The sequence below is a fragment of the Kitasatospora sp. NPDC091335 genome (assembly GCF_044757205.1).
Lineage (GTDB): Bacteria > Actinomycetota > Actinomycetes > Streptomycetales > Streptomycetaceae > Kitasatospora.
The window spans coordinates 14,507-37,740 of sequence record NZ_JBIVUM010000019.1 but is presented as its reverse complement, the minus strand read 5'-3'; the positions used below and the strand labels follow the sequence as shown (position 1 = coordinate 37,740).

At 72.2% G+C, this 23,234-nt stretch carries 17 protein-coding genes; 3 read left to right on the top strand and 14 right to left on the bottom strand.

Translation table 11 applies throughout. The features are described from left to right. Nucleotides 1–99: 99 nt before the first annotated feature. The 12 genes from ACIQOW_RS31705 to ACIQOW_RS31650 all read right to left on the bottom strand — a co-directional run bounded on the left by ACIQOW_RS31705 (nt 100) and on the right by ACIQOW_RS31650 (nt 16,596). Nucleotides 100–1,035, bottom strand: coding sequence for an enoyl-CoA hydratase/isomerase family protein (locus tag ACIQOW_RS31705; RefSeq protein ID WP_401090766.1), 936 nt, complete (start codon nt 1,033–1,035; stop codon nt 100–102). After that, nucleotides 1,032–2,165, bottom strand: a complete 1,134-nt coding sequence (locus ACIQOW_RS31700; RefSeq protein ID WP_401090949.1) for a cytochrome P450 — start codon at nt 2,163–2,165, stop codon at nt 1,032–1,034. The genes ACIQOW_RS31705 and ACIQOW_RS31700 overlap by 4 nt, the downstream gene beginning before the upstream one ends. A 384-nt stretch (nt 2,166–2,549) precedes the next feature. Beyond that, nucleotides 2,550–3,944: a cytochrome P450 gene (locus tag ACIQOW_RS31695; protein ID WP_401090764.1), complete on the bottom strand. Its 1,395-nt coding sequence runs from the start codon at nt 3,942–3,944 to the stop codon at nt 2,550–2,552. 73 nt (nt 3,945–4,017) lie between these two features. Further along, nucleotides 4,018–4,608 carry a GTP-binding protein gene (locus tag ACIQOW_RS31690; RefSeq protein WP_401090762.1) on the bottom strand — a complete coding sequence of 197 codons (591 nt, stop codon included), beginning with the start codon at nt 4,606–4,608 and terminating at the stop codon, nt 4,018–4,020. Next, entirely contained in the window at nt 4,583–4,957 is a 375-nt protein-coding gene (locus ACIQOW_RS31685) for a DUF742 domain-containing protein (RefSeq protein WP_401090760.1), read from the bottom strand. The genes ACIQOW_RS31690 and ACIQOW_RS31685 overlap by 26 nt, the downstream gene beginning before the upstream one ends. Beyond that, the gene (locus ACIQOW_RS31680) at nt 4,954–5,355 is read right to left on the bottom strand and encodes a roadblock/LC7 domain-containing protein (RefSeq protein WP_188295958.1); all 402 of its coding nucleotides are present in this window, start codon (nt 5,353–5,355) and stop codon (nt 4,954–4,956) included. The genes ACIQOW_RS31685 and ACIQOW_RS31680 overlap by 4 nt, the downstream gene beginning before the upstream one ends. Beyond that, complete coding sequence (locus tag ACIQOW_RS31675; RefSeq protein WP_401090758.1) at nt 5,352–6,650, bottom strand: ATP-binding protein; 1,299 nt, start codon at nt 6,648–6,650, stop codon at nt 5,352–5,354. Before ACIQOW_RS31675 ends, ACIQOW_RS31680 begins: the two co-directional genes overlap by 4 nt. A 486-nt stretch (nt 6,651–7,136) precedes the next feature. Continuing rightward, a complete protein-coding gene (locus ACIQOW_RS31670) occupies nt 7,137–12,083 on the bottom strand; it encodes an NAD-glutamate dehydrogenase (RefSeq protein ID WP_401090756.1) in 4,947 nt (1,648 codons plus the stop codon). 286 nt (nt 12,084–12,369) lie between these two features. Continuing rightward, nucleotides 12,370–13,995 carry an L-glutamate gamma-semialdehyde dehydrogenase gene (gene pruA, locus ACIQOW_RS31665; protein ID WP_401090947.1) on the bottom strand — a complete coding sequence of 542 codons (1,626 nt, stop codon included), beginning with the start codon at nt 13,993–13,995 and terminating at the stop codon, nt 12,370–12,372. A gap of 151 nt (nt 13,996–14,146) precedes the next feature. Beyond that, the gene (locus ACIQOW_RS31660; protein ID WP_401090754.1) at nt 14,147–14,803 is read right to left on the bottom strand and encodes an HAD family hydrolase; all 657 of its coding nucleotides are present in this window, start codon (nt 14,801–14,803) and stop codon (nt 14,147–14,149) included. A gap of 47 nt (nt 14,804–14,850) precedes the next feature. Next, entirely contained in the window at nt 14,851–15,360 is a 510-nt protein-coding gene (locus ACIQOW_RS31655) for a DUF6912 family protein (RefSeq protein ID WP_401090753.1), read from the bottom strand. Nucleotides 15,361–15,462: 102 nt separating this feature from the next. Further along, entirely contained in the window at nt 15,463–16,596 is a 1,134-nt protein-coding gene (locus ACIQOW_RS31650) for a patatin-like phospholipase family protein (RefSeq protein WP_401090751.1), read from the bottom strand. Nucleotides 16,597–16,948: 352 nt separating this feature from the next. Here ACIQOW_RS31650 and ACIQOW_RS31645 point away from each other — a divergent pair, with 352 nt between their 5' ends. Beyond that, nucleotides 16,949–17,419 carry an Rv3235 family protein gene (locus tag ACIQOW_RS31645; protein WP_401090749.1) on the top strand — a complete coding sequence of 157 codons (471 nt, stop codon included), beginning with the start codon at nt 16,949–16,951 and terminating at the stop codon, nt 17,417–17,419. 158 nt (nt 17,420–17,577) lie between these two features. Here the strand turns inward: ACIQOW_RS31645 and secA are convergent, their stop codons facing one another. Continuing rightward, the gene (secA, locus tag ACIQOW_RS31640; RefSeq protein ID WP_401090747.1) at nt 17,578–20,340 is read right to left on the bottom strand and encodes a preprotein translocase subunit SecA; all 2,763 of its coding nucleotides are present in this window, start codon (nt 20,338–20,340) and stop codon (nt 17,578–17,580) included. Nucleotides 20,341–20,621: 281 nt separating this feature from the next. On the opposite strand from secA, the gene ACIQOW_RS31635 reads away from it, so the two are divergent. Together ACIQOW_RS31635 and ACIQOW_RS31630 are read left to right on the top strand one after the other, a co-directional pair. Continuing rightward, complete coding sequence (locus ACIQOW_RS31635; RefSeq protein ID WP_401090746.1) at nt 20,622–21,179, top strand: GNAT family N-acetyltransferase; 558 nt, start codon at nt 20,622–20,624, stop codon at nt 21,177–21,179. Between the two features lie 41 nt (nt 21,180–21,220). Continuing rightward, entirely contained in the window at nt 21,221–22,423 is a 1,203-nt protein-coding gene (locus ACIQOW_RS31630) for a winged helix-turn-helix domain-containing protein (RefSeq protein ID WP_401090744.1), read from the top strand. Nucleotides 22,424–22,435: 12 nt separating this feature from the next. Here ACIQOW_RS31630 and ACIQOW_RS31625 read toward each other — a convergent pair whose 3' ends face one another. Beyond that, complete coding sequence (locus ACIQOW_RS31625; RefSeq protein WP_188300880.1) at nt 22,436–23,185, bottom strand: response regulator transcription factor; 750 nt, start codon at nt 23,183–23,185, stop codon at nt 22,436–22,438. Nucleotides 23,186–23,234: the final 49 nt, after the last annotated feature.

Here is a 23,234-nt window from a genome sequence, read left to right as displayed (position 1 = left end):
CGCACACACCAGCGAACGTGCGGGTACGGTCCACCACCGGCTGCCACTCGGGCCGAAGGGGCCCGTGTCCGCGGACACGGGCCCCTTCGCGCGCGCCGGTCAGTGGCCCGGCGGCTGGGCGGCGAGGCCGCGGGTGTAGTGGGCGGCGGCGAGGACCGAGGCCATCAGCTCGGAGTCGAGCACGGAGGCGTCGGCCAGTCGGGTGGCCGCCGCGTGGGAGGCGATGAGCGTCTTGGTGACCCGCAGCGCGGCCTCCGGGCGGCGGGTGACGGGCCTGATCCACTCCTCCACCGCCGCGTCCAGTTCCCGCTCGGGAACGACGCGTTGCAGGATGGCGAGCTCCCCCGCCTCCACCGCGCCGACCGGGCGGCTGGTGAGGATGATCTCGCGGACCCGGGCCGCGCCGACCTCGTGGAGCAGGCGGGGCAGCAGGCCGCCCCAGGCGACGGGCAGGCCCAGGGCCAGCTCGGGCAGCCGGAAGACGGTGTTGTCGGCACCGACCCGCAGGTCGCAGGCGAGCGCCAGGGCGAAGCCGGCGCCGGTCGCCCGGCCCTGGACCCGGGCGACGGTCACGGCGGAGCTGTTGGTGAGGGCGTCGCAGACCCGGCGGGCCCGGTCCCCGTAGCTCCGAATGCCGCCACCGGTCGGGTCCTCGTCCAGGCTCCCGAAGAGTTCGTCGCGGTCGCCGCCGAGGCAGAAGTCCCGGCCGGCCCCGGACAGCACGATCACGCGCACGCCCGGGTCGGGTACGGCCAGGACGACGAGGAGCTCGTCCAGCATGGCCGAGGTGACGGCGTTCCCGGTCGCCGGGCTGTCCAGCTCGATGCGGAGCACGGGGCCCTGGCGCTCGGTACGGACCGCACGGGCCGCCACGGGCGCGGGAACGGGCGCGGCGACGGGCTCCGGGACGGGTCCGGGAACGGGGACGGGCTCGGGGTACGGGTGCGGCAGGTACGACGGCTGCGCCGCGTGCGGCGGGTACTGCGGCGCCTGCGGTATCCGGGGCACCTCGGGCATCTGCGGGGACACGTTCATGCGGCCACTCTCAGGGACGTCACCCGGTGGAAGACCATCCGGGGCGCGTACTCGGGCGGGCTCACCGCCCGCAGGGTCGGGAAGCGCCGCAGCAGCCGGCCGAGCAGGGCCCGCGCCTCCAGCCTGGCCAGGCCCGCGCCGAGGCAGTAGTGGGCGCCGCCGCCGAAGGTGAGGTGGTCGCCGCGGCGGAGCAGGTCGAAGGTGTGCGGGTCCGGGTTGCGGCGCGGATCGCGGTTGGCCGCGCCGTACATCACGTGGACCATGGTGTCCTTGGGGAGGAACACCCCGGCCAGCTCGGTGTCCTCGCCCGCGACACGGCTGTTGACGCGGATCGGCGGGTCGAAGCGCAGCGCCTCGTCGATCGCGGCGTCGATGTGCTCCGGGTGCTCCCGCAGCCACTCCCACCGGCCGGGCGACCGCAGCAACGACCACACCAGCGAGGAGAGCAGCGTCGCCGTGGTCTCCAGCGAGGCGATGGTGACGAACATGGTGAGCTGGTAGACCATCCGGTCGGTGGCCTCGCGGTCGCCCTCCAGCCCGTCCCAGGTACGGATCCAGCCCGCGATCACGTCGTCGCCGTCGTTGTCGCGGCGCTCCCGGACGAGGCGGGTGAAGTACCGGCGCAGCTCCATGGTGGCCTGCTCGGAGACCGCCAGCTGGCTCTTGGTGGGCAGCAGCTCCTGGGCGTGCACCTGGTTGTGGGTCATCGTCAGGATGTGCGGGTAGTCCGCCGGGTCGATGTCCAGCCAGCGGCCGACGGTGCCGATCGGCAGCTGCTCGCTGACCAGGGCCGAGAGGTCCGCCTCGCCGTCCGTCCGTATTCGCTCGGCCAGGCGGTCGAGCAGCCCGGTGACGTCGGCCTCGATCTCCGGCTGCATGTCCCGCAGGGTGGCGTGGTTGAAGAGGTTCCCGAGACTGCGCCGCTGCCGGGTGTGCTCGGGGGCGTTGAGCCGGGAGAGCGTCCGGCTCATCTCCCGGGTGGCGACGGCCTCCCAGCGCTCCGTCCCGGTCTGCCGCTCCTGCCAGGCGAAGTCGGGGACGAGCCAGGTCCTGCCGCGCAGGACCTGGTCGCACGCGTCGTAACCGGTGACCAGGTAGCCGCCCCAGGGAGCCGGGACGAGGTCCCCCAGCGCCCGCAGCTCGTCGTAGACCGGGCTCGGGTCGGCGAGGCCCTCGGCCGACCGGAGCCTGCGCAGGAGCGGTACGGCGGCCCGGCGGTCGACCCCTCCGCCGGGACTCACCTGGTCCGCGGGGCGGGCTTCCAACATGGCGGTCACACGGGGCTCCTAACGCGCGGGCGGGCAGTACGGCGGCGTACTACCCAGCAACAGCGCGCTCAAGCGTCGATCCGTGTTGCCCCCGTCACGTACTGCGCGGCCGTCGCACGCCGTTCACCGCGCGGTGACACGGGCGCTTCCGACGGCCCGACAGCCCGCCGCCCCGGCAGCCTGTCAACGTGTCAGGCGACCGGCCCGAGAGCCCCCGGACCCCGCCGGATCGGGCCCCCGACGCCCTCAGACCCGGAACACGTCCAGGAAGGAGCTCCACCACCCCTTCTTCTGCGGAGCCCGGCCCGCCGCGGGGGCGGCCTGCGGGTACGGCTGCGCCGTCTCGGAGCCGGCCGACGGCCGGTCGGACGACCCGCCCGAACCGGTGTCCGCCCCCGCGACCGGCCGCGTGGTGCGGGCGGCCACCGGGCTGAACCGCACCGGCAGCGAGACCAGACCGCGCTGGAACGGCCCCGGCCGCCACTCCACGCGCTCCGCGGGCACCGCGAGCGTGACGTCCGGGAGCGCGTTGAGCAGGCACTCGATCGCGCTCAGGGCGATCAGCTGGGCCGGGGACTTGGCCGGGCAGGCGTGCGGGCCCGCACCCCAGGCCAGGTGGGCGCCCTTGCTGAGGGTCAGCCGGGCGTCGGTCAGCGCGGGGTCGCTGTTGGCGGCGGCGAAGCTGATCACCACCGGGCTGCCCGCGTCCATCGGGACCCCGCCCACGTTGAGGTCCTGCATCGGGTAGTGCGTGGCGTAGTTGGCGATCGGCGGGTTGTTCCACAGCACCTCGTCGAGGGCTTCCTCGATGCGCAGCCCGGAACCGCCCTCGCCGGACAGCAGCAGGAGCAGCGCGTTGCCGATCAGGTTGCGCTCGGGCTCGACTCCGGCGCCCATCAGCATGACCAGCTGGTCCTTGAGCTCCTCGTCCCGCAGGCCGGCCGGGTGCTGGATGAGCCACGAGGTGATGTCGTCGCCGGGCTGACGGCGCTTCAGCGCCACCAGGTCCATCAGGCAGGAGGTCAGGTCCTCGTTGGCCTGCATCACGTCGAGGCCGTCGAAGAGCGCGGACATGCTGCGGGTCAGCCGGTCACCGATGTCGGCCGGGCAGCCGAACAGCTGGTTGAACAGCAGCAGCGGCAGCAGCTTGGCGTAGTCGTTGAGCAGGTCGGCCCGGCCCAGCGCGCTGAACTGGTCGATCAGGTAGCCGGCGATCCGCTCGACGTGCCGGTTGAGCCGGTTGTCGTTGAGCCGGTCCAGGCTCTCGGTGACGGCCTTGCGCAGCCGCAGGTGCTCGGCGCCGTCCGTGAAGAGGCAGTTGGGCCGGTAGAACATCATCGGCAGGACGGGGCTGTCCAGCGGCACCCGGCCTTCGTTCAGCGCCGCCCAGCGCCGCGAGTCCCGGGCGAACATCCCCGGGTTCTGGAGCACCCGCAGCGCGGCCTCGTGCGAGGTGACCAGGGTGGCGTCCACGCCCGGGGCCAACTCCACCGGCGCGGCGGGACCGTGGGCGCGCAGCTTGTCGTAGACCGCGCCGGGGTCGGCCGAGAACATCTCCCCGTAGAGCGGTGTGCTCACGCCGACGTGCATCGGGCAGCCCGGCGGAGCCGACTGCGGGGCGGGTCGCTGCGGAGAATCCATGGGTCGTTCCTTGGAGGTGGCCCCGGGCGGGTGCGGACCCGGGAGACGTCGGGAGAGGAAGGCGTGGGGGAGGTCAGGAGGCGCGGGCGAGCAGGTGCCGGACGAGCGTCAGCAGCGCGTCGGCCGAGGAGCGCTGGTCCCGCGCGTCGCAGAACACCACCGGGGTGTGCGGCAGCAGGTCCAGCGCCTCGCGCAGCTGGTCCTCGGTGTAGTCGCTCTGCCGGTCGAAGCTGTTGACCGCCACGGCGTACTCCAGGCCGTACTGCTCGATCAGGTCGATCACCGGGAAGGAGTCCGCGAGGCGGGTCGGGTCGGCCAGCAGCAGTGCGCCCAGCGCGCCCCGTGCCATGTCCTCCCAGAGCTGCATGAACCGCTGCTGGCCCGGCGTGCCGAACAGGTACAGCACCAGGTCGTCGCCGAGGGTCAGCCGGCCGAAGTCCAGGGCGACGGTCGTGGTCTTCTTGTCCGGTACGCCGTGGAGGTCGTCGACGCGGATGGACGCCTGCGTCATGCTCTCCTCGGTGCTCAGCGGAGCGATCTCCGACAGGGCCCCGATGAGCGTCGTCTTGCCGACCGCGAAGTGCCCCACGACCAGGATCTTGACAGCGGTCGTCACCGCGCCCGGGACGTAGATGTCCTCAGGCGAACCGGCGTTGAAGTCCATGCAGTACCTTCTCTAGAAGTCTCGGATCCGGGGCCTGGGCCGGCGGCGGGGCCGACCGGCGCAGCAGCCGTCCCTCGCGGATCAGGTCCGTCAGCAGCAGCCTCACGACTCCCACCGGCAGTTCCAGCCGTGCCGCGACCTCGGCCACCGAGAGGTAGCCGCCGGAGCACAGCTCCCAGATCGCCAGGGTCTCCGGGCTCGGCAGGCCGGGGAGGTCCTGCTCGGGCGCGATGGTGACCAGGGTGATCAGAGACAGGTCGTCCGCATCCGGTAATTCGCGCCCACCGGTGATGACGTAGGAGCGGATGAAGCCGCCGGTGACCCGCTGTTCCTCGCCGCCCCCGGTCATGAGCCGCTGAGCGTGCTCTGGCGCGGCGCGGCCGACATCGCCCGTCCGAGTGCGCCCACCTGCTGCTGCATCCGGAAGGACATCGCCTCCATGTCGACGTCGGGGGCGGTGGAAGCCGCCAGGTACGCGCCGCTGCCGGCCGCGATCAGGAAGATCCAGCCGTGGTCGTACTCCAGGAGGGTCTGTCGCCAGACCCCGCCGCCTCCGCCGACGAACGGGGCGACCGCGCGGCTCAGCGACTGCATCGAGCTCATCGCGGCGGCGTTGGTCTCCGCCTCGTCACGGCCGATGTCGCTGGACCGTTCGAGCAGGAGGCCGTCGGCGGAGACGAGGATGGCGTGCCGGGCGCCGGGTACCTGGAGTACGTCGTTGAGCACCCAGGAAAGATCGCGGCTCACTGGATCTCGGTTCCTTCCGTGGTCATGGTGGTGCGCCCGGACAGCGTGCCGCGCTGGAACGCGCCGAGGCGGGACGGCGTGTGGTGGCCGGTACCGCGCACCGGCTCCTCGGCCCGTCCGGGCTCCTGCGGGGTCGGGACGACCGACACGGAGCGCTGGCGGCGGCGCCGCGGCAGCTGTCCGTCGGCGGTCATCTCGGGTGCCGGCATCGCCGCCCCCGCCGCCGTCGGCACGGGGGCCAGGGGCGCCGCCGGCTCCGGCAGCGACACCAGCCGCTGGCCGGGGGCCTGCGCCCAGGCCGCCGCGGGCTGCTCGGGCGGCGCGGGCTGGTAGTCGGCCTGGTACTCGGGCTGGTAGTCGGTGTGCCCGGTGACGACCGGGGCCGTGACCTCGTTGCTGAGCAGCTCGGCCGGCAGCAGCACCACGGCCCGCACACCGCCGTACGGGGAGACCGAGTCGACGGAGACCCGGAAGCCGTAGCGGGCGGCCAGCATGCCGGAGACGGCGAAGCCGAACTTCGGGGGGTTGCCCAGGCTGGTGAGGCTGATCGGCGCGCCCGGGTTCAGGAGGGCCGCCGCGCGGTCCTTCTCCTCCTGGCCCATGCCGAGTCCGGCGTCGTCGACGATCAGGCAGACGCCGGTGGGGACGGCCTGGACGCTGACCTCCACCGGGGTGTCCGGGGCGGAGTAGTTGGTCGCGTTGGCGAGCAGTTCGGACAGCACGACGGCGACCGGCTCGACGACCTTGCTGGCGAGCGCGACACTGACCCGGGAGTGGATCCGCACCCGGTCGAAGTGCCGGATCCGGCCCTGGGCGCTGCGGACCACGTCGTAGACCGAGGCGACGCTCTCCCTGCGGCCCAGCCAGCCGCCGCAGAGCACCGCGATGCCCTGGGCGCGCCGGCCGAACTGGCTGTTCGTGTGGTCGACCGTCATCAGGTCGGCGAGGATCTGCGGGCTGTCGCCGTACTTCCGCTGCACCCTCTCGATGACGACCTGCTGCTCGTCGGCCAGGCCCTGCAGCGTCCGCATCGCCGCCTTGAGGACGGCCTTGGTGTCCTCCTCGGCGTCCCGGCGGACGTCCGTCAGCTCGGACGCGTGCTGGCCCCGCAGGCGGTCGTGCAGCACGGCGAGCTCGTCGCGCTGCCGCTGGGCCAGGGCGCCCGCCTCCTCCAGGGAGGCGTTGCGCCGCCGCAGGGCGAGGTTCGTCCTGCGGGCCTGGACGGCCGCTCCGACGGCTGCGAGCATCACCACGATGAAGACCCAGAAAAAGGGTTCCTGCACAAATGACGTCATGAAACTCTCTTCAGGTGGCATCGCGCGGAGCCGGTCCGGGCCCCAATACGCGAATGGGACTGGCGGCCTGAACCTCCCCGAAAGGCACCTGATGTCACATCACATCGCGGTGCTTATCCGGCACGAGACCTGCGGCGACGCCTATCGCGGAGTCAGCCTACTGCAACTCTTGTCTCGTCAGAACAGCTACCAAAAAGGGCAGTTGGGGCGAAATTCCACGACCTGCCGGGAACTCTGGCGAGAATTGGTGGAGTTCGTGATGCCGCGTTAACCGCAGGGACACATTCCCCCCACGCCCGGGTTCACGCGCAGAGTGATCACGTCGTCACCCTCCGGAATTCGCCGTTCTCCGAAAGCGTCCTCCGCCGCGGGAATCCGCCGCCCACCGGAAGCCCGTCCCCGGAACCGCCCGCCGGCCGGGCCCGGGCACGCGAAAGCGGCGGGCCCGCGTCCGAGGACGCGGGCCCGCCGGGAAGCAGCCGTCCGTCAGCGCATCGAACCGGTGCGCAGCAGGGTGCGGATGACGCGCATCGCGACCGAGAGGCTGGACAGCTCGTACTTGTCCGAACCCCTTATGTCGTCGAGGGTGCTCTTGGCGCGGTTCAGCAGGGTCGAGTTGAGCTCGGCCCAGGCGGCGTACCGCTCCTCCGGGGTGGCACCCTCGGCGCCGCAGGCCAGGATGTCGGCGGTCAGCGCCGCGTGCGCCGCGAAGAGCTCCTCGCGGATCGCGGCCCGGGCCATCGACGACCAGCGGTCGGTGCGGGGCAGCTCGATGATGCGGTCGAGCAGGTGCGAGATCTGGAGCCGGTCGCCCAGGTCGTAGTAGAGGTCGGTGACCTCGGCGACGTCCTTGCCGGAGCGGTCCGCGACCTCGGCGATGTCCAGGGTCGGGAAGACCGAGGAGAGGCCGGCGATCCGGGTGGCCAGTTCCTCGGGCACCCCGGCCGAGGCCAGCTCGTCGTACACCGACTCGAACCAGGTGAGGTCCTCGCCGCGCAGCGGCTTGGGCAGCGAGGCCCAGACCTGGTTGACCCGGTCGTGGAAGAACTCGATGGTGCCGGCGATGTCGAGCGGCTGGCGGCGGTTGTTGAGCATCCACCGGGTGGCGCGCTCGACCAGGCGCCGCGAGTGCAGCCGCATCTTGGTCTGCACCCGGGCCGGGACCTTGTTGTCCAGGTCCTCGATCTCGGCCCAGATCGGCTCCAGGTCGAAGACGGCCCGCGCGGCGGTGTGCGTCCGGGCGATCTCCTCGTAGGTCGCGCCGGTCTCCTCCTTCAGACGGAAGGCGAAGGTGCAGCCACCGCGGTTGATCGTGTCGTTGACGATCAGCGTGGTGATGATCTCGCGGCGCAGCGCGTGGTTGTCGATCGCGTCGGCGAACCTCGACCGCAGCGCGCTCGGGAAGTACTCGTGCAGCGCGGTGCGGAAGAACGGGTCGTCCGGCAGATCGGTGGCCAGCAGCTCCTCGGCCAGGATGATCTTGGTGTACGCGAGCAGGACGGACATCTCGGGCTGCGAGAGGCCGCGGCCGCTCTGCTGGCGCTCACGGATCTGGCGCTCGGCGGGCAGGAACTCCAGCCCGCGGTCGAGCCGGCCGGCCGACTCGAAGCGGCTGATCATCCGGGCGTGGACGTTGACCATGCTGTGCGCCTGGGCGACGGCGTTGGCCAGCACCACGTTCTGCGCGTAGTTGTTGCGCAGCACCAGGTGGCCGACCTCGTCGGTCATCTCGGCCAGCAGGATGTTGCGCTGCTTGACCGTCATGTCGCCCTCGGCGACCACCTGGTTGAGCAGGATCTTGATGTTGACCTCGTGGTCCGAGGTGTCCACACCGGCGGAGTTGTCGATCGCGTCGGTGTCGATCCAGCCGCCGGTGCCCTCGGGGCCGCCGGAGGAGGCGTACTCGATGCGGCCGAGCTGGGTGCAGCCGAGGTTGCCGCCCTCGCCGATGACCCGGGCCCTGATCTGCTCGCCGTTGACGCGGATCGCGTCGTTGGACTTGTCGCCGACCTCGGCGTTGGTCTCGGTGGAGGCCTTGACATAGGTGCCGATGCCGCCGTTCCAGAACAGGTCGACCGGGGCCTGGAGGACCGCCCGCATCAGCTCGGCCGGGGTCAGCTTGCCCGCCTCGACGCCGAGCGCGGCCCGGACCTGCGGGGTCAGCTGGATCGACTTCGCCGACCGGGGGAACACCCCGCCGCCGGCCGAGATCAGCGACTTGTCGTAGTCGGCCCAGGAGCTGCGCGGCAGCTCGAACAGGCGGCGGCGCTCGGCGTACGAGACGGCCGCGTCCGGGTTCGGGTCGAGGAAGATGTGGCGGTGGTCGAAGGCGGCGACCAGCCGGATGTGCTCGCTGAGCAGCATGCCGTTGCCGAAGACGTCGCCGGACATGTCGCCGATGCCGATGACGGTGAAGTCCTCGGACTGGGTGTCGACGCCGAGTTCGCGGAAGTTGCGCTTGACCGACTCCCAGGCGCCGCGGGCCGTGATGCCCATGCCCTTGTGGTCGTAGCCGGCCGAGCCGCCGGAGGCGAACGCGTCGCCCAGCCAGAAGCCGTAGGACTCGGCGACGCCGTTGGCGATGTCGGAGAAGGTCGCGGTGCCCTTGTCGGCGGCGACGACCAGGTAGGTGTCGTCCTCGTCGTGGCGGACCACGTCGGCCGGGTGCACGACCTCGCCGCCGACCAGGTTGTCGGTGATGTCCAGCAGCGCCGAGATGAAGGTCTTGTACGAGGAGACGCCCTCGGCCAGCCAGGCGTCGCGGTCCACCGCCGGGTCCGGCAGCTGCTTGGCGACGAAGCCGCCCTTGGCGCCGACCGGGACGATGACGGTGTTCTTGACCATCTGCGCCTTGACCAGGCCCAGGATCTCGGTGCGGAAGTCCTCGCGCCGGTCGGACCAGCGCAGACCGCCGCGGGCGACCTTGCCGAAGCGCAGGTGCACGCCCTCGACCTGCGGCGAGTAGACCCAGATCTCGAACGCCGGGCGCGGGGCCGGCAGGTCCGGGATGGCCTTCGGGTCGAACTTCATCGACACGTAGGAGTGCCACTCGCCGGAGCCGGCGCGCTGGAAGAAGTTGGTCCGCAGGGTGGCCTTGATGAGGTTCAGGAAGGAGCGCAGGATGCGGTCCTCGTCCAGCGAGACGACCTCGTCGAGGGCGCCGGTCAGCTCCTCCAGGATGCCCTCGGTCAGCTCCAGGGCGCCTGAGCGGTGGCTCGGGCTCAGCCTGGCCTCGAACAGGTTGACCAGCAGGCGGGTGGTGTGGGTGTTGTTGCGGAGCGCGTCCTCCATGTAGTCCTGGGAGAACGTGGAGCCCGCCTGGCGCAGGTACTTGGCGTACGCGCGCAGCATCGTCGCCTGGCGCCAGGTCAGCCCGGCGGTCAGCACCAGCTCGTTGAAGCCGTCGTTCTCGGCCTTGCCGGTCCAGGTGGCCGCGAAGGTCTCCTGGAAGCGCTCGCGGGCCTCGTCGGTGAGCTCGGTGGCCTCGCGCAGCTTCAGGCCGAAGTCGTAGACCCACGCGGTGGTGCCGTCGGAGCGGCGCAGCGCGTACGGGTGCTCGTCCAGCACCTCGACGCCCAGGCGCTGGAGCACCGGCAGGACCTCGGTGAGCGAGATCGGGCCGCCGACCCGGTAGATCTTGAAGCGGCGCTCGTCGTCGCCGGCGCCGACCGGCTGGTACAGGTTCAGGCGGAAGTCGCCCTCGCCGTGCAGCGACTCGATCTGCTTGATGTCGGCGACGGCGGTGCGCGGCGGGAAGTCGGCGCGGTAGCCGTCGGGGAAGGCGTTGGCGTACTTGTGGCCGAGTTCGGCGGCCCTCTCCTCGCCCAGCTCGACGTGCAGCTGGTCGTGGAAGCCGTCCATCCAGAACCGGGCGGCCTCGGCGAGACGGCTCTCGATCCGCTCGATGTCCGCGTCGGTGAGCTGCGGCAGCTCGGTGCCGGGGGCGACCCGGACCATGAAGTGCAGACGGGTCAGCACCGACTCGGTGGCGTACACCGTGTAGTCGATGGTGGCGCCGTTCAGCTCCTCCTTGAGGATGTCGGTGATCAGCAGCCGGATGCGCGTGGTGTAGCGGTCGCGCGGCAGGTAGATGAACGCCGAGAAGTAGCGCCCGTACTCGTCCTGGCGCAGGAACAGCCGCAGCTTGCGGCGCTCCTGGAGGTAGAGCACGCTCGTCGCGATGGAGAGCAGCTCGGAGGCCGGGGTCTGGAAGATCTCGTCCCGCGGGAAGGTCTCCATGATCTGGAGCAGGTCGCGGCCGTCGTGGCTCTCGCTGGAGAAGCCGGAGTCCTCCAGCACCTCCTGGACCTTGCGGCGGACCACCGGGATGCGGGTGACCGACTCGGTGTAGGCGGCGGAGGAGAACAGGCCGAGGAAGCGGCGCTCGCCGATCGGCTCGCCCGCGGCGTTGAACTTCTTCACGCCGACGTAGTCCAGGTAGGACGGGCGGTGCACGGTGGCGCGGCTGTTCGCCTTGGTCAGGACGAGCAGCTTCTTCTCGTGGGCCTTGGCGCGCACCGGCGCGGAGAGCCGGCCGAAGGCCTCGCTGACCGGGTGGTGGGCGTCGTCGTGACCGTGCGGGTCGGAGCGCAGGATGCCGAGGCCGGTCCCGGCGACGGCCCTCAGGACCTCCTCGCCCTCGTGCCCGACCAGGTCGTACTCGCGGTAGCCGAGGAACGTGAAGTGGTCGTCGGCGAGCCAGCGCATCAGTTCCCAGGCCTCGCCGACCTCCTGCTCGGGCAGGCCGGCCGGGGGCTGCTCGGCCAGCTCGTCGGCCAGGCGCAGCGCGCTCTCGCGCATCTTGCCCCAGTCCTCGACGACCTCGCGGACGTCGCCGAGCACGCGGCGCAGGTCGGCCTCGATGGAGCGCAGGTCCTCACGGTCGGTCTCGCGGTCGATCTCGACGTGCATCCACGACTCGACGGTCGCGTCGGCGGGCCAGTCGGTCCCGGCGGCCTGGCTGCGGGAGCAGGCGTCGACGTCCAGGATCTCCAGCAGCTTGCCGGTGATGTCGCGGCGGACGACCAGCTGGGGGTGGATCACGAGGTGGATCGCCCGGTCCTGGCGGGACAGCTCGTTGGTGACGGAGTCGACCAGGAAGGGCATGTCGTCGGTGACGACCTCGACCACGGTGTGGCCGCAGGACCAGCCGTTCTCCTCGACCGAGGGGGTGTACACCCGCACCTCGGCGGTGCCCTGCGGGCGCTTGAGGCCCACCCGGTAGTGGGAGGCGGCGGCGCCGTAGACGTCGACCGGGTCGGACTCGACCAGGTCCTCGGGCGCGGTGTGGAGGTAGTAGTGGTGCAGGTACGCGGTCAGAGCGCCGTTGCTCAGCCCCTCACCCGGCGCCGCTCCCCCCACCTGGCTGTTCTCAGCGGCTACGGCTGCCTTCTTGAGCAGTTCGGCCTTGGCTGCGTCCAGCTTGGTCTGCATGACTTCTTGACTCCTGTCGCGCGCCGTTGCGTGACTCGGTTGGTGTGTGGATGTACACCGCCGGGTCACCGCAATCCTGCCGCACCATCCGACTGAAAGGGGCTCATGGCACGCATGAAACGCCCGCCCAGCGGGTAGGACGTCTCATTCGTCCTGCAAGCCACCCGACGACGCCAGCCAGCCTAACCGGATCAATCGAAGGTGCACAGGGACAGGTAGGCGCAAACCCGCAGGAAGTCGGGTCCGTCCTGGACAGCATGTCCAAACCGGATCCTGGTGTTCACTCTCAGCCCATGTGCGGGTGGCCGTGGTGGATCGGGGGGACGAAGGTCTCCTTGATCGAGCGGGCCGAGGTCCAGCGCAGCAGGTTCTGCGGGGCGCCCGCCTTGTCGTTGGTGCCGGAGGCCCGGCCGCCGCCGAAGGGCTGCTGGCCCACCACGGCGCCGGTCGGCTTGTCGTTGATGTAGAAGTTCCCCGCGGTGAAGCGCAGCTCCTCGACGGCCTGGGCGATGGCGTAACGATCCTGCGCGATCACCGAACCGGTCAGGCCGTACGGGGCGCCGCCGTCGACCCGGCGGAGCACGTCGTCCCAGCGGGAGTCCTCGTAGACGTGGACGGCGAGGATCGGGCCGAAGTACTCGGTCCTGAAGATGTCGCCCCGGTGGTCGGAGGAGACCAGCACGGTCGGGCGGACGAACCAGCCGATCGCGTCGTCGTACTGTCCGCCGGCCGCCAGTTCGATCGTCGGATCGGCCTTCGCCCGGTCGATGGCGTCCCGGTTCCGTTCGAAGGCCCGCCGGTCGATCAGGGCGCCCATGAAGTTCGACAGGTCGGTCACGTCGCCCACCGCGAGGGCGTCCACCTCGGCCAGGAAGTCGTCCTTGATCTTCTGCCAGAGGCTGCGCGGCAGGTAGGCGCGGGAGAGCGCCGAGCACTTCTGGCCCTGGTACTCGAAGGCGCCGCGGATCAGCGCGGTCCGCAGGATGTCCGGGTCGGCCGAGCGGTGGGCCAGCAGGAAGTCCTTGCCGCCGGTCTCCCCGACGATCCTCGGGTACGTGCGGTAGCCGCCGATGTTGGCCCCGATGGTCTGCCACAGGGACTGGAAGGTGGCGGTGGAGCCGGTGAAGTGCAGCCCGGCCAGCGCCGGGTCGGCCAGCGCGACCGGGGAGACCTGGAGGCCGTCGCCGGTCACCAGGTTGATCACCCCGGGCGGCAGGCCCGCCGCCTCCAGCAGCCGCATCAGGTGGTACGCGGCCAGGGTCTGGGCCGGCGCGGGCTTCCAGACCACGGTGTTGCCCATCAGCGCGGGGGCGGTCGGCAGGTTGCCGGCGATCGCGGTGAAGTTGAACGGGGTGACCGCGTAGACGAAACCTTCCAGCGGGCGGTGGTCGGTCCGGTTCCACACGCCGGGCGAGGAGATCGGCTGGTCGGCCAGGATCTGCCGGGCGAAGTGGACGTTGAACCGCCAGAAGTCGATCAGCTCGCAGGCGGAGTCGACCTCGGCCTGCTGGGCGGTCTTGGACTGGCCGAGCATGGTCGCCGCGTTGAGCGTCTCCCGCCAGGGGCCGGACAGCAGGTCCGCGGCGCGCAGGAAGACCGCCGCGCGGTCGTCGAAGGAGAGCGAGCGCCACCGCCGCCCGGCGGCCAGCGCCGCGTCCACCGCCGCCCTGGCGTCCTCCCTGGTGGCGTTGCCGAGCACCCCGAGCTTGGCGGCGTGGTGGTGCGGCTGAACGACCTCGATCCGCTCGCCGCCGCCGAAGCGCTGTTCGCCGCCGATGGTCATCGGCAGCGGGACCTGCTCGGCCGACAGCTCGTCCAGCCGCCGGACCAGCCGGTCCCGTTCCGGGCTGCCGGGCGCGTAGGCCCGCACCGGCTCGTTGACCGGGGTCGGCACCTCGGTGACTGCGTCGATGGGCATGACGGCTCCGTCCTGGCGGCTGGTCGGGTGTGACACCAGCCTGACCAGCCCGGGCGGGATCCGCCCGTTCAGACACGCGGGCGGCGGACGTGGCGCCCGCCACGTCCGCCGGGACGTGCCGTGGCCCCGGGGCGCTCCCCCGGGATCAGCCGGCGATCCGGCCGGCCAGCTCGACCGCCTCGGCCAGGCTGTCCACCACCGGGACGCCGACCGGCTCCAGCTTCTCCCTGGTGTGCGAACCACCGGTGTACAGCACCGCGTGGGCGCCCGCCCCCAACGCCGCGAGGGCGTCGTCCGCGGCGTCGCCGATCAGCACGGTGCGGGCCGGGTCGACCTGCCGGGCGAGCGCGGCCAGGTGCCGGGTCAGGTGCTCCGCCTTCTGCCCGCCGGACGGGCCGCTGCGGCCGTCCACCCGCAGGAAGCTGCCGGTCAGGCCGAAGGTGTCGACCAGCGGGAGCAGCTTGTCGTGCTCGTACATCGACAGCAGCGACTGGCTGTGCCCGGCCGACTGCCAGCCCGCCAGCAGGTCCCGCACGCCCTCGGTCAGGCCGCACCCGGGGCTCAGCTCGCCGTAGCGGACGTGGAAGGCCTCGTCGAGCTCCAGCCACTCCTCCGGGGAGGGCATCCGGCCGAGCAGCCGCTCGTAGAAGCGGGGGATCGGGATCTCGTACTGCTCGCGGTACTGCTGCATGGTCATCGGACCGACGCCGATGGTCGCGAACGCGGCGTTGCTCGCTGCGAGCACCGCCTCCATGTCGTGGAAGAGGGTGCCGTTCCAGTCCCAAACGATGTGAGTGCGCACGGGGTGAAACGGTAACCCGATCGGGCGACCCGCCGGTAGGGCGGAACTCACGCGAGCAGCGAGGAGATCTCCTGGGTCGCGAACCAGAGCAGGTCGTGGTCCTCCGCGCCGTCCACGGTGAACTGGGCGTCCTGGTCGCCCGCGTCGGCCGCGGCCACCGCCGCCACCGCCGCCGCCACGTCCGTGACCACCTCGGTGTCCGCCACGTCGGCGTGCACCGCGGCCGCCTTGGCCAGCCGCACCGGGCCGGCCAGCACCACCCGGCCGAGCGAGGCCTGGTCCTGGTACTCGTCGCCGGGGAAGGGCCGCACCGACGCGTCGGCCACGTCCAGCGCCACCACGACCCGGCGGCGCGGGGCGTCCCCGTCGGCGGCCAGCAGCCGCAGCGAGGACTGCGCGGCCCGGTTCAGCGCCGCGTACTCCAGCTCCTCGATGTCGTCGCTGACGTACCACTCGCGCAGCGCGGGCGTCACGGCGTACGCGGCGGACTGGTCCAGGGCGCCGCCCTCGTGTGCCGCCGCCAGGCCGGTCAGGGTGGTGGGCACGTACACGCGCATCGGTGGCACTCTCCGGTTCGTCCAGCGGGGTTCGTCCAGCGGCACAGATTCTCCAGCGCCCCAAGAATAAGCTCCGCGCGGGCCCCGGTGGCCGGCTCCCGCTCACCGACCGGCGCCCAGGGCCTCCCTGCTGGTGCGCAGGGCGCTCTCCAGGACGGCGCCGCGGCGGGCCGGGTCCATCATGTTGGGACCCATCACCGCGAGGTCCGCCAGGGTCGGCGCGAGCAGCCGCACCCGGACGCCCTCGGCCCGCAGCAGCGCGGCCTCGCGGAGCAGCTGCCGGGTGACGGCGCGGCGGTAGCGGCTCACCAGCTGGGCCAGCACGCCGCGCGGGCGGTCCCTGGCGCGCCACTCGCGCAGCGCGGCCAGGGTGTCGCGGCCGCGGCCGAGCGGGCCTTCCCGGCCCTCCTGGGGGACGCCGGCGTTCCGCGGGTCCAGCCGCAGGGCCATCGGGGCCAGCACGTACACCTCGTCCAGCCCCCGGCCGAGCATCAGGTCGGCGTTGGTGGCGGACCAGCAGCCGCCGTCCACGTAGGCCGAGCCGTCCAGGCGCACCGGCGCGAACCATCCTGGGATCGCGCAGGAGGCCATCACGGCGTCGGGGACCGGCACGGCCGGGGCCTCCGGATCGCCGAAGACCACCCGGTGGCCGCTGCGGTAGTCCACGGCCACCACCCGCAGCGGTGATCCCGGGCCGGGCGGGGCGTCGGCGTCGGGCGGGCCGTCGGCGTCGGGCGAGCAGCCGTCGGGGCCGAGCAGGCCGCGCACCAGCTCGCCGACCGGCGCCAGCGAGCCGCGGCCGTGCGGGGCGATCGCCGAGACCATGGTCAGCAGCGGGTACTCGCGCGGGTGCCGGACGGCGTCGCGCAGCAGGCCGGGCGAGCCGATGCCGGCCCGGGGGCGGGGCGGCAGCGCGCCGCCGACGGCGGCGTCGTAGTCGAAGGGCACCCCGGCCAGCGGGCCCTCGGTGATCGACAGGCCGCGCTGGTGGTCGCGCAGCTGCTCGGGGCGGACGCCGCCGGCCAGCATCGCGGCGAGGATCGCGCCCGCCGAGGTGCCGAGCAGGACGTCGGCCTCCCCCGGCTGGCGCCCGGTGGCCTCCTCGACGGCGCACAGCGCACCGACCGTCCAGGCCGCGCCGAGCATCCCGCCGCCACCCAGCACCAGGCCGCGCCGGGTCGGGCCCGCGGCGGGCGGGGCGGTGCCCGCGGCCGCCGGGGTCGGCCCTGCTGCCACCCGTGTCGTCATACCGGCCGCCCCTCGTCTCGTCCTGGGAGCCCGGCCGTCCGCTCCCGGTCAGGCTCCGATGGTGCGCGCCGGGGCGGTACGGCGCAATGCGGCGGCCGCGCGCCGCCACCCGGTCCGCCCACCCCGGGCGTCCCCTTTCGGAGCGTACGGCCCGCCCCCGTACGTCAACCCGGCGCCGTCGAACGGCCCGGCCGACCCGGCGCCGCACTGGCCGGTTCCCCCGGATAGGTGAAGTCTGCGGCCCGCCACGACCGCCCGGGAAACCCGTTGCCGCCGGGTGCGGGACGCCCCCAGCCTGGACCCGTCCGTACCCGCACCACCCAGCCGAGGAGCCACTGCCGTGACCGCCCAGTGCAGCGCCCACCGCACCGCCCGCCCGCACCGCCGTCCGCACGGCGCCGACGGCTGCGACCCGGCCGGGCGCCGGCCGCGCCACCCGCGCGCCGCCTGCACCGGCGCCCCCGGGACCGCCCCCGCCGGCGGAGCCGACTCAGGAGCGCTGGCCGCCCGCTTCGCCCGCCGGCTGGTCGAGGTGCTCACCGGCGTGCGGCCCTCCGGGCAGCTGATGCGGCACACCAGCCTGGCCGGCTACGGGCAGCTCGCCTCACTGGTCAGGGCCGGGGCGCTGCGCCGCGGCGGCCCCGTGGGCCGGCCGCGGCTCGGCCCGGTGCACGACCGCTCCCCCTCGCCGGACGCGGTCGAGGCCTGCGTCCGGGTCGACCTCGGCCGGCGGCACCACATGGTGGCCTTCCGGCTGGAGCAGCGCGGCCCGGCCGGGCAGTGGCAGTGCACCGCCGTGGAGGCCCGGTGAGCGCCCTGGCACGCGTCCGTCGGTGCGGCACCCGCACCCGGCGGTACACGACGGCGCAGGGCGCCGTCCCGGACCGGGAACGGCGCCCTGCGTGGCGTCCTGACTGGTGTCCGCCGTCCGGCCCGGGCTCGGTGCCCGGGCCGGACCGCACGGCCGGCTCAGCCCTTGCGGCGGCGGCCCTTGGTGGACTTGGCGGCCTTGCGGCGCTCGGCGCGGGTCATCCCGTCGCCCTCGTCCTCCGGCGCGAGGTCCTCGAAGTCGCCCTCGATGACACCGCCGCCGACCTCGTCCGAGGGGGCCGTGTAGTGCAGCCGCTGCGGCTTCGGGGCCTCCAGGCCCTTGGCCTTGATCTCCGGGCGGGCGGCGTCCTTCTCCAGCTTGTCGAGCACCACCTGGGCGTCCTCGACCGGGACCTCCTCGACCTGCTGCTCGACCTGGACCTCCAGGTTGAACAGGTAGCCGACGGACTCCTCCTTGATGCCCTCCATCATCGCGGTGAACATGTCGAAGCCCTCGCGCTGGTACTCGATCAGCGGGTCGCGCTGCGCCATGGCCCGCAGGCCGATGCCCTCCTGGAGGTAGTCCATCTCGTAGAGGTGCTCGCGCCAGCGGCGGTCCAGCACCGACAGCACGACCCGGCGCTCCAGCTCGCGCACGATCTCCGCGCCCAGCTGGTCCTCGCGGGCGCCGTACTCGGCCTGGATGTCCTCCTGGATGGACTTGATCAGGAACTCGGGGGTCAGCCCGGCCTGGCCGCCGGCCTCCTCCTCCAGCTCCTCCAGGTCGAGGGTGAGCGGGTAGAGCTGCTTGAGCGCGGTCCAGAGCTTGTCCAGGTCCCAGTCGTCCTCGAAGCCCTCGCCGGTGGCGGCCCGGACGTACGCCTCGACGGTGTCGTCCATGAAGTGGCCGACCTGCTCCTGGAGGTCCTCGCCCTCCAGCACCCGGCGGCGCTCGCCGTAGATGACCTCGCGCTGGCGGTTGAGCACCTCGTCGTACTTGAGGACGTTCTTGCGGATCTCGAAGTTCTGCTGCTCGACCTGGGTCTGCGCCGAGGCGATGGCGCGGGTGACCATCTTGGACTCGATCGGCACGTCCTCGGGCACGTTGGCCATCGAGAGCACGCGCTCGACCATGCCGGCCTTGAACAGGCGCATCAGGTCGTCGCCCAGCGACAGGTAGAAGCGGGACTCGCCCGGGTCGCCCTGACGGCCGGAGCGGCCGCGCAGCTGGTTGTCGATCCGACGGGACTCGTGCCGCTCGGTGCCGAGGACGTAGAGGCCGCCGGCCTCCTTGACCTCGTCCTGCTCGGCCTTCACCGAGACCTTGGCCTTCTCCAGCGCGGCCGGGAAGGCGGACTCGTACTCGTCCGGGGTGTCCGTCGGGGTCAGCCCGCGCTGCGCCAGCTCGGCGGCGGCCAGGTGGTCGGCGTTGCCGCCCAGCATGATGTCGGTACCGCGGCCGGCCATGTTGGTGGCGACGGTGACGGCGCCCTTGCGGCCGGCCTGCGCGACGATCTGCGCCTCGCGCTCGTGGTGCTTGGCGTTCAGCACCTCGTGCGGGATGCCGCGCTTGCGCAGCTCCTGCGACAGGTACTCGGACTTCGCGACCGACACGGTGCCGACCAGCACCGGCTGGCCCTTCTCGTGCTTCTCGGCGATGTCCTCGACCACGGCGGCGAACTTGGCCGGCTCCGACTTGTAGATCAGGTCGGGCTGGTCGAGGCGCAGCGGCGTCTTGTTGGTCGGGATCGGCACCACGCCGAGCTTGTAGATCTGGTGGAACTCGGCGGCCTCGGTGGTGCCGGTACCGGTCATGCCCGCGAGCTTGTCGTACAGGCGGAAGAAGTTCTGGAGGGTGATGGTGGCCAGGGTCTGGTTCTCGTTCTGGACCTCCACCCCTTCCTTGGCCTCGATCGCCTGGTGCATGCCCTCGTTGTAGCGGCGGCCGGCCAGGATGCGGCCGGTGTGCTCGTCCACGATCATGACTTCGCCGTTCATGACGACGTAGTCCTTGTCGTTCTTGTACAGCTCCTTCGCCTTGATCGCGTTGTTCAGGAAGCCGACCAGCGGGGTGTTCACCGACTCGTAGAGGTTGTCGATGCCCAGGTAGTCCTCGACCCTGCCGACGCCCTCCTCCAGGACGCCGACGGTGCGCTTCTTCTCGTCGACCTCGTAGTCGCGGTCGACCTTCAGGCGCTGCACCAGCTTGGCGAAGTCGGCGTACCACTTGGTCGCCTGGTCGGCCGGGCCGGAGATGATCAGCGGGGTCCTGGCCTCGTCGATCAGGATCGAGTCGACCTCGTCGACGATCGCGAAGTTGTGGCCGCGCTGGACGAGTTCGTCCCTCGACCAGGCCATGTTGTCGCGCAGGTAGTCGAAGCCGAACTCGTTGTTCGTGCCGTACGTGATGTCCATCCCGTACTGCCGCTTGCGCTCGGCGGGCGTCATGCTGCCCAGGATCACGCCGACTTCGAGGCCGAGGAAGCGGTGCACCCGGCCCATCCACTCCGAGTCGCGCTCGGCGAGGTAGTCGTTGACGGTGATCAGGTGGACGCCCTTGCCGGTCAGGGCGTTCAGGTACGCGGGCAGGGTGCCGACGAGGGTCTTGCCCTCACCGGTGCGCATCTCCGCGACGTACCCGTGGTGCAGGGCCGCGCCACCCATCAGCTGGACGTCGTAGTGCCGCTGGCCGAGCACCCGCTTGGCGGCCTCGCGGACGGTGGCGAACGCCTCGGGGAGGATGTCGTCCAGGCTCTCGCCGTCCACCAGCCGCTGCTTGTACTCGTCGGTCAGAGCGCGCAGCTCGGCGTCGGTGAGGTTGACGAAGTCCTCTTCGATGGAGTTGACCTGGGCAGCAATCCGCTGCAGCTTGCGAAGGATCTTGCCCTCGCCGGCGCGCAGGATCTTGTCGAAGACGGACACTTGAGCGGGCTCCTTGCCTGTATTGGCACTGGACGACTGCACGGGGGGTCCACCCCACCGCACGGGCCATCGTATGCGAGGAGTCCAACCCCCCGGGAGGTGCGTCAGCACGGTATTCCCGTGTCACCCGCGCGAGCACATGGCCCGATAGCACCGTCCACCGGGGCAAAACGGTCGGCGAGCCGGAGAGTTGGCCGCCCGCGGCCGCGACCGGCGGGCGGAACGGCGGACCGGCGGGATATTCGGATGCCCGCCCTCCCGCCCGGCGGAATAATCCGTTCATGGAAGAAACCGCCGCGGAACCGGCCACCCTCACCACCGAGCGGCTCGTCCTGCGCGCCCCTCGGGAGTCCGACATCGACGCGGTCTTCGCCGCCTGCCAGGACCCGGAGATCCAGCGCTGGACGGTCGTGCCGTCGCCGTACCGGCGCGAGGACGCGGAGTACTTCGTGCGCGATCTAGCCGTCGAGGGCGGGCGCACCGGAGCGAACCGGATCTGGTGCGTGTTCGAGCGCGGCTCCGGCGCCCTGGTCGGTTCCCAGGCGCTCGTCCTGCGCCCCCACGATCCGGGCTCCGCCGAGATCGGCTGGTGGGCGGTGAAGGAGTTCCGCGGCCGCGGCTACACCACCGAGGCCGCCCGTGCCGTCTCCCGCCACGGCCTGCGCGAGCTCGGCCTGCGCCGCCTGGAGTGGCAGGCCTACGTCGGCAACGAGGGCTCCCGCGCGGTCGCCGAGAAGGCCGGCTACCGCTTCGAGGGCACCCTGCGCTCGTACGCCGAGCAGCGCGGCGTCTTCCACGACGCCTGGATCGCCTCCCTGCTGCCCGCCGACCTCCACTGAGCCCGTCCGCACCGTCGGTGCACCGGGATACGCTCGCCGCCATGACTGCCGCCGTCCCCCGCCCCGCGCCCGTCACCACCCTCGGTGCGGACGAAGCCCGCCGGATCGCCCTGCGCGCCCAGGGCCTGCTGGGAGCGCCCGACCGCAGGGCCGGGGTGCGCGGGGTGCTGCGGCACCTGGGCGCCGTCCAGCTGGACACCATCTCGGTGCTCGCCCGCTCCCACGAGCTGATCCCGTACGCCCGCCTCGGCGCGGTCGGCCGGCCCGCCGTGGAGGCGGCCTACTGGGGCGGCGGCACCAGCTTCGAGTACTGGTCGCACGCGGCCTGCGTCCTGCCGGTCGAGGAGTGGCCGCTGTTCGCCTTCCGGCGCCGCCGCTACCGCGACCGCGGCCACCTCTGGGGCTACCAGGTCACGCCCGAGACCTACCGCGGCGTGCTCGACAAGCTGCGCGCCGAGGGGCCGTTGACCTCCACCGAGCTGGGCGGCGCCAAGAAGACCGCCGAGTGGTGGGACTGGTCCGACACCAAGATCGCGGTCGAACGGGCGCTGGCCTTCGGCGACGTGGTCTGCACCGAACGCCGGAGCTGGAAGCGGGTCTACGCCCTGGCCGAGCAGGCCGTCCCGGACGCCCTGCTCGGGCAGCAGCGGTCGGACGAGGAGTGCGTGCGCACCCTGGCCGCCCAGGCCGGCGCCGCGCTCGGCGTGGCCACCAGGACCGACCTGCTGGACTACCACCGGCTGCGCGCCGAGGAGTTGGACCCGGTGCTCGCCGACTGCGGGCTGGTCCCGGTCGAGGTGGCCGGCTGGGGCCAGGACGGCGCCCCGGCCGCCGCCTGGGCCGACCCGGCCGCCCTCGCCGCACCCCCGCGCGGGCGCCACCGCACCACGCTGCTCTCGCCGTTCGACTCGCTGGTCTGGGACCGCGCCCGCACCGAGCGGATCTTCGGGATGACCCACCGGCTGGAGGCCTACACCCCCAAGCACAAGCGGGTGCACGGCTACTTCGCGATGCCGCTGCTGACCGGCGGCCGGCTGGTCGGCCGGGTCGACCCGGCCCGCGAGGGCCGCACCCTGGTCGCCCGCCAGGTCTCGCTGGAAGGCGGCGGCACCCGGCACGTCGAGGCGCTGGCGACGGCCCTGCGCGAGGCCGCCGACTGGGTCGGCTGCGACGAGGTGCGGGTCGGGACGCTGCACGACGAGCGGCTGCGCCCGACCCTGGAGAAACTGCTGGCGGACCGGTAGGTCCCGGCCGGCTCACCCTATTTCGAGGATCTTCTCCCGCATCGCGTACACCACGGCCTCCATCCTGGAGTGCAGCTGGAGCTTCTCCAGGATGTTGCGCACGTGGTTCTTCACCGTGTTCTCGCTGATGAACAGCTCCTTGGCGATCTCCCGGTTGTTCATCCCGGTCGCCACCAGCTTGAGCACCTCCAACTCCCGGTCGGTGAGCCGGGGTGCGGGCACCAGGTCCCGGTCGTCCGAGCGGCGCTGGATCATCGACTTGAACTCGGTGAGCAGCTTGGACGCCATCGAGGGGCTGATCTGCGACTGCCCGTCGGCGACCGCGCGGATCGCGGTGGCGACCTCGTCGGTGGAGATCTCCTTGAGCAGGTAGCCGGTGGCCCCCGCCTTGATCGCCTCGTAGAGGTCGGCCTCCTCGTCGCTTATCGTCAGCATGATGATCTTGGTGCTGGGCGCCACGTCCTTGATCGCCGTGCAGGCCTCGATCCCGCTGCGGCGCGGCATCCGGACGTCCATGAGGATGATGTCGGGCAGCAGGTCAGCGGCCTTCAGCACCGCCTCGGCGCCGTCCCCGGCCTCGCCGACGACCTTGATGTCCGGCTCCTCCGCGAGGACGATCTCCAGACCCCGCCTGAACAGCGCGTGGTCGTCCACCACCAACACGCGGATCGGCTCACCCCGGCGCGGCTCGTACGCAGGCTCCTCCTCCGCCCCCAACGGCATCCCGGGCCTGCCGGGCCCCAGCCCGAAGTGATCCCCCATCCGCTCCTCCCCCTTCGCGGGTCGTCGTGCGCCAATCATTCCACGCCCC